The sequence below is a fragment of the Collinsella sp. OM08-14AT genome, from assembly GCF_003438115.1.
In the GTDB taxonomy this organism is placed as follows: domain Bacteria; phylum Actinomycetota; class Coriobacteriia; order Coriobacteriales; family Coriobacteriaceae; genus Collinsella.
This window is the reverse complement of record NZ_QSTE01000010.1, coordinates 87,069-93,888: the sequence shown is the minus strand read 5'-3', so window position 1 is coordinate 93,888 and position 6,820 is coordinate 87,069. Positions and strand designations below refer to the sequence as shown.

At 66.2% G+C, this 6,820-nt stretch carries 6 protein-coding genes; all 6 read right to left on the bottom strand.

Annotated elements, in window-relative coordinates; genetic code table 11:
* Positions 1-812 (bottom strand): hypothetical protein (locus DXC18_RS06920; RefSeq protein WP_147330262.1); only part of this gene is annotated, 812 nt, incomplete at its 3' end.
* Positions 813-866: 54 nt separating this feature from the next.
* Positions 867-1,784 (bottom strand): hypothetical protein, encoded by a 918-nt coding sequence (locus tag DXC18_RS06915; protein WP_117716765.1) that lies wholly within the window; start codon positions 1,782-1,784, stop codon positions 867-869.
* 120 nt (positions 1,785-1,904) lie between these two features.
* Positions 1,905-2,990 carry a hypothetical protein gene (locus DXC18_RS06910; protein ID WP_117716764.1) on the bottom strand — a complete coding sequence of 362 codons (1,086 nt, stop codon included), beginning with the start codon at positions 2,988-2,990 and terminating at the stop codon, positions 1,905-1,907.
* 35 nt (positions 2,991-3,025) lie between these two features.
* Positions 3,026-4,105, bottom strand: coding sequence for a hypothetical protein (locus DXC18_RS06905; RefSeq protein ID WP_117716763.1), 1,080 nt, complete (start codon positions 4,103-4,105; stop codon positions 3,026-3,028).
* 135 nt (positions 4,106-4,240) lie between these two features.
* Positions 4,241-5,560: a hypothetical protein gene (locus DXC18_RS06900; protein WP_117716762.1), complete on the bottom strand. Its 1,320-nt coding sequence runs from the start codon at positions 5,558-5,560 to the stop codon at positions 4,241-4,243.
* Between the two features lie 94 nt (positions 5,561-5,654).
* On the bottom strand, positions 5,655-6,794 hold the full coding sequence (locus DXC18_RS06895) for a hypothetical protein (RefSeq protein WP_117716761.1): 1,140 nt from the start codon (positions 6,792-6,794) through the stop codon (positions 5,655-5,657).
* Between the last annotated feature and the right edge of the window lie 26 nt (positions 6,795-6,820).

Sequence of the window (6,820 nt, the reverse complement as noted above, 5' to 3'; positions counted from 1 at the left end):
CGGGCGCGGTCGGCGGCCTGCGCGCGCTCGAGGGCGGCGACTCGCTGCGGGGGCTCCCTCTTCTCGGCCTCGCAGGTGATCGTCCAGAACGGATGCGTGACGGCGGCCGCGCCGTTCATATCCATGAGGGTGGTGACATTGCATCCCGCGCACCACGCCTCCTGCTTGCGGTCGTAGACCGCGGCTCCGTCATATCCCTCGACATCGACGAGCCTCTTGGCCGCCCTCATGGCCTCGCCCAGGGTCTCGAAATCGCCCTTCTCGTCGTCGCCGCATAGGCAGTCGGTCGAGATGACCGAGAAGCGCGGGTACTCGATGCCGCCGACCTTCACGGTCTCGCCGAGGCCCTGCGATTTGATGTACATGCTGATGTAGTCGTCGCGGTAGAACTCGGGGCAGGCGTCGATGCCGGTCTCGTCGGCCTCGTCGGTGAGCATATCGACCGCCGCGAGCACGGTGTCGCGCGCGCGGAAGCGCTCGGCATCGCCCCGGCTCCAGCTCAACGGGATGTCGTACGGGTTGAGCCCGTCGCATCGTACCGCGCAGCTGAGTCTGTTGGGGTAGGCCGCGATCAGCTCGTCGGCCGCGCCGTAGTCCCAGAGGGTGTCGCTGTAGAAGTCGTCGAGCGTGCCGTCCGCATCGATGCGGAACGCGTCGATGGCGAAGCCGTAGCCCGACGGCGAGAGCGAGTCGTCGATAAGCTGCGAGTGGAAGAACCTGATGGGCTTGCCGGGTTCCTTGACGACCCAGGTGGCCGAATCGCACAGGCAGTGCATCCAGTTGAAGTCCGGGTCGCTACAGGTCTTGAACATGGTGGCCTCCTTGGCCGTGGTCTGGTCCGAGATATCGAATGCCGCGGGCGCCGGCTAGCCCAGATGGGCGCCGTGCGAGGCCTTGGGGAGGTGGCGCGTTGGCACGTTCGCCGTGGCGTCGGCGCAGTGCTTGGCCGCGGCGGCCACCGAGCGCGGGTCCATGGCGGCTTGCGCCATGATCTTCTCATAGCCCTTGTCCATGAGCTCGGCGGCATCGCGCATGGCATCCGAGACGCCCTCCGCCGCGGCGGAGAGCACGAGCGGCACGCACTTCACCTTGTCTGCGAACGCCCGGCCGCGCGCCGAGATGTTCTGGACCGCGCGGGTGCAGGCGGCCTGGACGGCCTTGATGTCGCGGGACATGAAGTTGAGGCAGGTCTGCACCTTGGCCGAGCCCGCGGCGGCGAGCTCGCTGAACTTGTAGCGGATGCCGGTACGGTCGAGCTCGCGGCTGAACTCGGCGACCTCCTCGCTGTTCTCCTCGATGGTGCCGTCCATGAGGGGCACGCACATGTCGAACTCCTCCTCAGCGGCGGGCACGGGAGCGGACGGGCCATGCTCATTGGCCAGGCCCGCGGCGGCGCGGTCGAGCTGCCTGTGGAACAGCTTGCTGTTCGTGCGTGCCATGGCGAGCGCCTGGTGGTTGGCGAGATCGACCACGTACTGCTTGACGTAGACCTTGGCCGCGGCCGGGTCTCCGGTGATGATGTCGGTCTTGTCCGGGAAGTGCTCGACGAGCGAGGCCGCGAGCCGTCCGGTCATCTCGTCGGCCGAGATCCCGTCCATGGCGAGCGTGCCCGCGGTCATGCCCGCATGGGCCTGGGTGACGGACGAAAAGCTGCCCGTGCCGTCTGGGTTGACCCCGAAGTAGGCGGCGGCGTCACGGCACGCCTGCGTCCAGACGCCCATCAGGGCGAGTTTGCAGTCCAGAATGTCGCTGTGATCCATACGGAAGTCTTCTTGGTCGGGCATGGTTTTCCCTTTCGACGGAAAGCTGGTATTACGGGCAATCGTATCCGCACGCGATGGCGCCGGGGCATGCGAAAGCCCCCGTTTCCCGAATGGGAAGCGGGGGCTGACGGAAAGGAGACGCTACCTGAGGTTGAGCGAGTAGTTTCTGACGGGGGCCGCGGCGCTCGCGCAGGCCGCGGCCGCGGCGGCCCGGACGGGGGGCACCGCCGGGACGCGCGAGTCGATCGCCGCGCTGCGCTCCCTTTCGCGTTCGGCGTCGAGGGGTTTGAACTCCACGATGTTGTCCGCACACGGCGGTTCGTCGATATCGTCCGCGGCGGCCCGGACGGGCGCGGCGTGGCGCCCCCGCGTGCCGGTCGGCAGGCCCGATCTGAGCGAGGTGCCGATGCCGTTGATGAGGTCCCGCAGGCGCTCGTCGCTGTCGTCTGCCGCGGCGGGCGCCTTCGCGGCCGCATGCTTCGGTGCGCTCGGAGGCTCCTTCTCCGCGGGCGCATCCTCGACCTCGGGCGATGCCGCCGCAGGCGAGGGTGCCGCGGGCGCCTGGCGGGGTGCGGCCGGGGCCTTTGCTGCGGCCGATTTGCCCCGCAGTCGGCGCATCAGGTCGCCCAGGGCCTGCGCGATGCGCTTGCGCCCGGCGGCGAGCACTTCGGAGACTTTGAGGCCGTGGAGCGAAGAGATCGTCTTGGCGGCCTGCTCGCGGGAGAGCTCCCCGATGTAGTCCGAGATGCGCGACTGCACATCGAAGTCGGCGGGGACGGGGCTCCCGAGCTCGGCCAGCGCGCGCTTCGCGAGCAGGTCGACGCACTCGCGCCGGAAATCGGCGCTGCTCTTGTAGATGGAGGCGTTGGCGGCCGCGAAGGCGTCGAAGGCGGAGTTGAAGGTGTTCTTCTGGTCGGGCGATGCCGTCATGCCCATCGATGCCGTCAGGTCGTCGATGGCGTCCTCGAACGCGGCGTCCAGCACCCGGCGGTACTCCTCGAGCCCGCCGCGGGCTGACTTGGCGGCGAGGTTGCCCCTCACCGTCTCGACCGCGCGCTCGCGCGCGGCTCCGACCGCCGCCATGAGCTCCGCATCGTTTTCCATAGCCGTTGCCACGAGTCGATATGCCTCCTCGATATCGATGCCGTCCCCGAGCTTAGATCCGATTGCACCGATGTCGAGCGTGACCGAGCGTTGTCCCGACGGTGCGGGTGGTACGTCCGCCATGAGCCGACCCTGCCTTTCCAGAGGTTCAGATGGGCCTAGTAGCCCTGCTTGTAGGTGCTGCCGTAGGCGTCCCGGTCATAGGAGCCGTACTGGCTGCCGGTGTCGCCGCCATAGGTCTCGGGACGGGCGTAGTCGCCCTGCTCGCGGGCATATCCCGCTCCCTCTCCCTGGTAGGCGTCCTGTCGGTACGTCTCGGGCTGGACCGGGGCCGACGTCGCCTCGTCCGGGCGGGCGGGGTGGTCGGTATCGGGGTGCGCGATGATGCCGGTTGCGTCGGGGTTGAGGCCCTGCGCCGCATCGACCGCGTCCTCGAACTCGGCATCGGTCTCGTCGGTGTATACCGGGCGGAGCGCGTCGTCGAAGTGGTCGACGGTTTTGTGCTCGAAGGCCGCCTTGGTCACAGCGAACATGCCGGCTGCCTCGGGGACGCTGGGCGTCGAGGTCGCGGCCATGACGTTCTCGATCGCGACGCACGCGTCGTTCAGGTGCATGAAGCTGTCGGGGGTCGTGACGTTGTCGTTGATGAACTTCTCGGCGAACTCCACGGATGCGTCCGTGTCGAGCTTGAACCCGCGGACGCTGTTCATGGCCTGCTGGTAGGCCATCTTCGAGATTCCCTCGGCCACGTAGAGCTGGCAGGGCACGGGCATGTCGGCGGCGTAGCCGTCGAACTCGAGGCAGGCGTTTCGCGCCAGAAACTCGCAGAAGCCGTCCACGATCTGCGGTGCCGCGCCGTAGAGGTCGCAGATGTTGGCCGCGAAGGCGTCGACCGCGGACTTGAAGGTGTTGCTGCCGTCCTTGGAGAAGCCGAAGCGGCACGCGGCGTCCTTGCAGGCATCGCCGAAAACGGGGATGAAGGAGTCCTTGAAGCTCTTGATGCGCTCGGCCCAGACGGCGAGCACGGCGTTGTTGAACGCCGCCTCCTGCGCCTCGGCGAATGCCGCGGAGAGCTCTTCGTTGCCCTCGAGCTCGGCATCCATGACGGCGTAGAGCCTGGGGAGGTCGGAGGGGTTGATCTTGCAGTTGATCTTCTTGGAGCGGACGCGCTCGGCCAGGGCATCGAAGCCGTCGAGCTCGAAGGTGACGTCTGCGCCGTCGAATTTCATTTTTCCCATTGAGAGGCCCTTTCGGTGAGAATCGGTGGGTGAGCTTCGATCACGGTATGGCCGCGAGCCGAAGTTTGTAACCCTTTTTCCCAATCGGGAAGCATTTCATACCGATATGCGGGCGCGATGCTCGATTTTTGGGAATTACCGGTGGTGCCTTTTCCGCGCGTCAGCCTGGGCCGTGGAGTCAGCATGCGGGACGGGGACGGTGAAACCGCGTTCATGCCTGACCTCACGCGCGTGCCGGACCAGCATCATGGCGCGAAGGTCGATGGCCTCCTTGATCTTGTCGATCCTGCCCGGCTCGTTGGCGATGAAGGGGTTGCCGAGGAGGATGTCGCAGGCCTCCTCGGAAAAGCCCTTGAGAGCAGACGGGTCGAACCACGAGAGGTCGCGGCAGTGTCTTTCGAGCTGGTCGTCGATTCTGCGGGCGAACGGGCGCATCATCCCGGCACGCGGCGTCGTGTAGCCTACGAACCTCTGCGACATATCGAGGTCGCACCAAAGCGCCTCGCCGGTATCGAATATGGGGGCGGCACGGAGCCATTCCCTGCTCTCGGTGTCAATCAGGATGCCGAAGTTGTTCCAATGCCTGTCGAAGTTTGCCATGAGGTAGTCGATGGTCAGCATCTTCTCGATATCCTCGCGAACTTCGAGTCCGTGGGCGGCGCAGGTCCCGACATAGAAACCATGCAGGCCGAGATCGGAAGGCCTCTTCGAGGAGCACAGGAGCGCGTAGGCCGGGACGAACTCGGTGAACTGGTCGGTCATGGTCTCGCAGCGAGACGCCCACTTCATAAATCCGCCGTCTTCGAGGCTGTAGGATACGAAGTCGCTGCCATCGAGCAGGCGCGAGCACAGCACGCTGGCGATCTTCTCGTTGAAGGGTTCCTGGAACCTATTGGATGGCCTGCCGGCTTTGACGAGCACCCGGCGGCCGCCTTCGACCGTCCAGCGCTTCGGGAGGTTGCCGTTCAGGGCCGCATCGGGCGAGGACGCGAGGATATCCGCATTGCCCTTGATCTTGTCGATGAGCGAGGGGACCGAGGAGACGTCGTGCGGCAGCAGCAGCTCGCCGAGCTCTTCGTTGAAATCGTTCTCGAAGCAGTTGACGTCGCTCCATGTCGAAGTCGACCCGGCGGGGCGGATCCAGTATTGATCGGAGAGAGAGGTCCCGAAGCCGGAGGCCATGAGGGATGCGGCCGACGGGAAGCCGACTGCGCGCAGGCGCTCGACGGCATCGGGTCGGAAATCCGGTATGCCCCTGTTCTTGAACCAGTTAGAGAGCCTGTCCCTGGTGATGTTTCCCGATGGGTCGGTCGACATCAGGGGGGCATGGGCCGCATCGATGATATGGGTCTTGCCGGTCACGGTCTGGCGGTCATGGTTCCAGGTGAACTCGGCGACCTCGTGGTCGCGGCACATGAGGGTGAGCCGCGAGAGCTCGGGCGTTCTACTGTTCATCTTCTGGCTCCAATCCTCGCATTGCCGGTTGTATTGGTGCCGTCATTTTACAGCACGTGAGCCTCATGTGTGCGATACCGCCCGAAGGCAATCCCTACTCCCAGTGGCCGGCCACGTCCACGACCCAGTGCCTGCCGGTCGCCTGCTGCTCGTAATGCCCCTGGTCCTCGCTGGTGGTGTATGAGTCATCGGTATAACCATCATGGTTCTGGCCTTGGGCATACATCGCATCGCTATGTGCGTAGAAGCCGTTTTTGGAGTCGAATGTCGCGCCGCAGGCATTGCAGATGAAGCGGCCATGGCGCACGTAAACGACGTTCGGTACCCAGACCTGGCCGTAGTCGGTCTCCCAGTGGCCCTGCTCGGGTACCCACTTCTTTTGGGATTGCGCGGGGGAGGACCCGGTCGCAGAGGAGCCGGACGTGCCGCTGGACTTCTGCGACCCAGAGCTGCCCTTAGATTCGTCCTTCTTGGAATCGGCCTTGCCGCCGGAGTCGTTGGCCTTGACCTCATCGGTCTTGCCCGGGTCCTTCTTGTCGCCCTCGTCGGTCTCGGTGGTCTCGGCCTTGCCGCCGGCCTCGATCTTGCCGCCGGCCGAATCGGTCACGGTTCCCGCGTTCTGCTCGTAGCCGGCGTCGTGCACGCCGTCGGAGTTCCAGACGCCATCGGATATCACATGGCCGCCCGAGCCGTTGACGACGTCCGCGGTGGTGCCGCCGGTGGGCGCGGAGGCGGGGGAGTTCGTGACGGCGACCTCGACGTTGCCGCCCTCGTCGATCGCGGCCCATGTGACGGTCTCGACCGTCTTGCCGCCGGTCTCGCATCCGTTGAGCGAGCGGGCGAGCGCGGCGCTGCGGCGGGCGGTGGAGTCCACGATGGCCGCGGCATCGCCGCGGGCCCGCTGCGTTACGAGGACGCGGCCCTGGCCGGTCGTGACGGTGAGCTCGTCGGCGGGCGCGCCGACGTCCTGCCCGTCGAGCGTGAGCGTCGGGCATATCTTGGCGATGTCGGCGGGCGCGACGGATTCGGCACCGGGCGCCTTATCGCCGTCGGTCTCGGTCTTCTCGACGGCGGACGGCGAGCTATCGATCGGTTCGGGTCGGTTGGATGCGATGGCGATTCCGGCCCCGCCGATGGCGAGGACGGCGACGACGCCGGCGCAGATTACCGCCTTGCGGCGCGCGGCGGGCTCCGCCAAGAGGTCGCGGATCTTGTCGATCGGGTTGTTCTTCATGGCATGGTCCTTTCGAGATATATGCC

Coding starts and splice junctions, on each gene's coding strand:
- DXC18_RS06915 (WP_117716765.1), bottom strand. CDS start 1,784: ATGCCCGACCAAGAAGACTTCCGTATGGATCACAGCGACATTCTGGAC.
- DXC18_RS06910 (WP_117716764.1), bottom strand. CDS start 2,990: ATGGCGGACGTACCACCCGCACCGTCGGGACAACGCTCGGTCACGCTC.
- DXC18_RS06905 (WP_117716763.1), bottom strand. CDS start 4,105: ATGGGAAAAATGAAATTCGACGGCGCAGACGTCACCTTCGAGCTCGAC.
- DXC18_RS06900 (WP_117716762.1), bottom strand. CDS start 5,560: ATGAACAGTAGAACGCCCGAGCTCTCGCGGCTCACCCTCATGTGCCGC.
- DXC18_RS06895 (WP_117716761.1), bottom strand. CDS start 6,794: ATGAAGAACAACCCGATCGACAAGATCCGCGACCTCTTGGCGGAGCCC.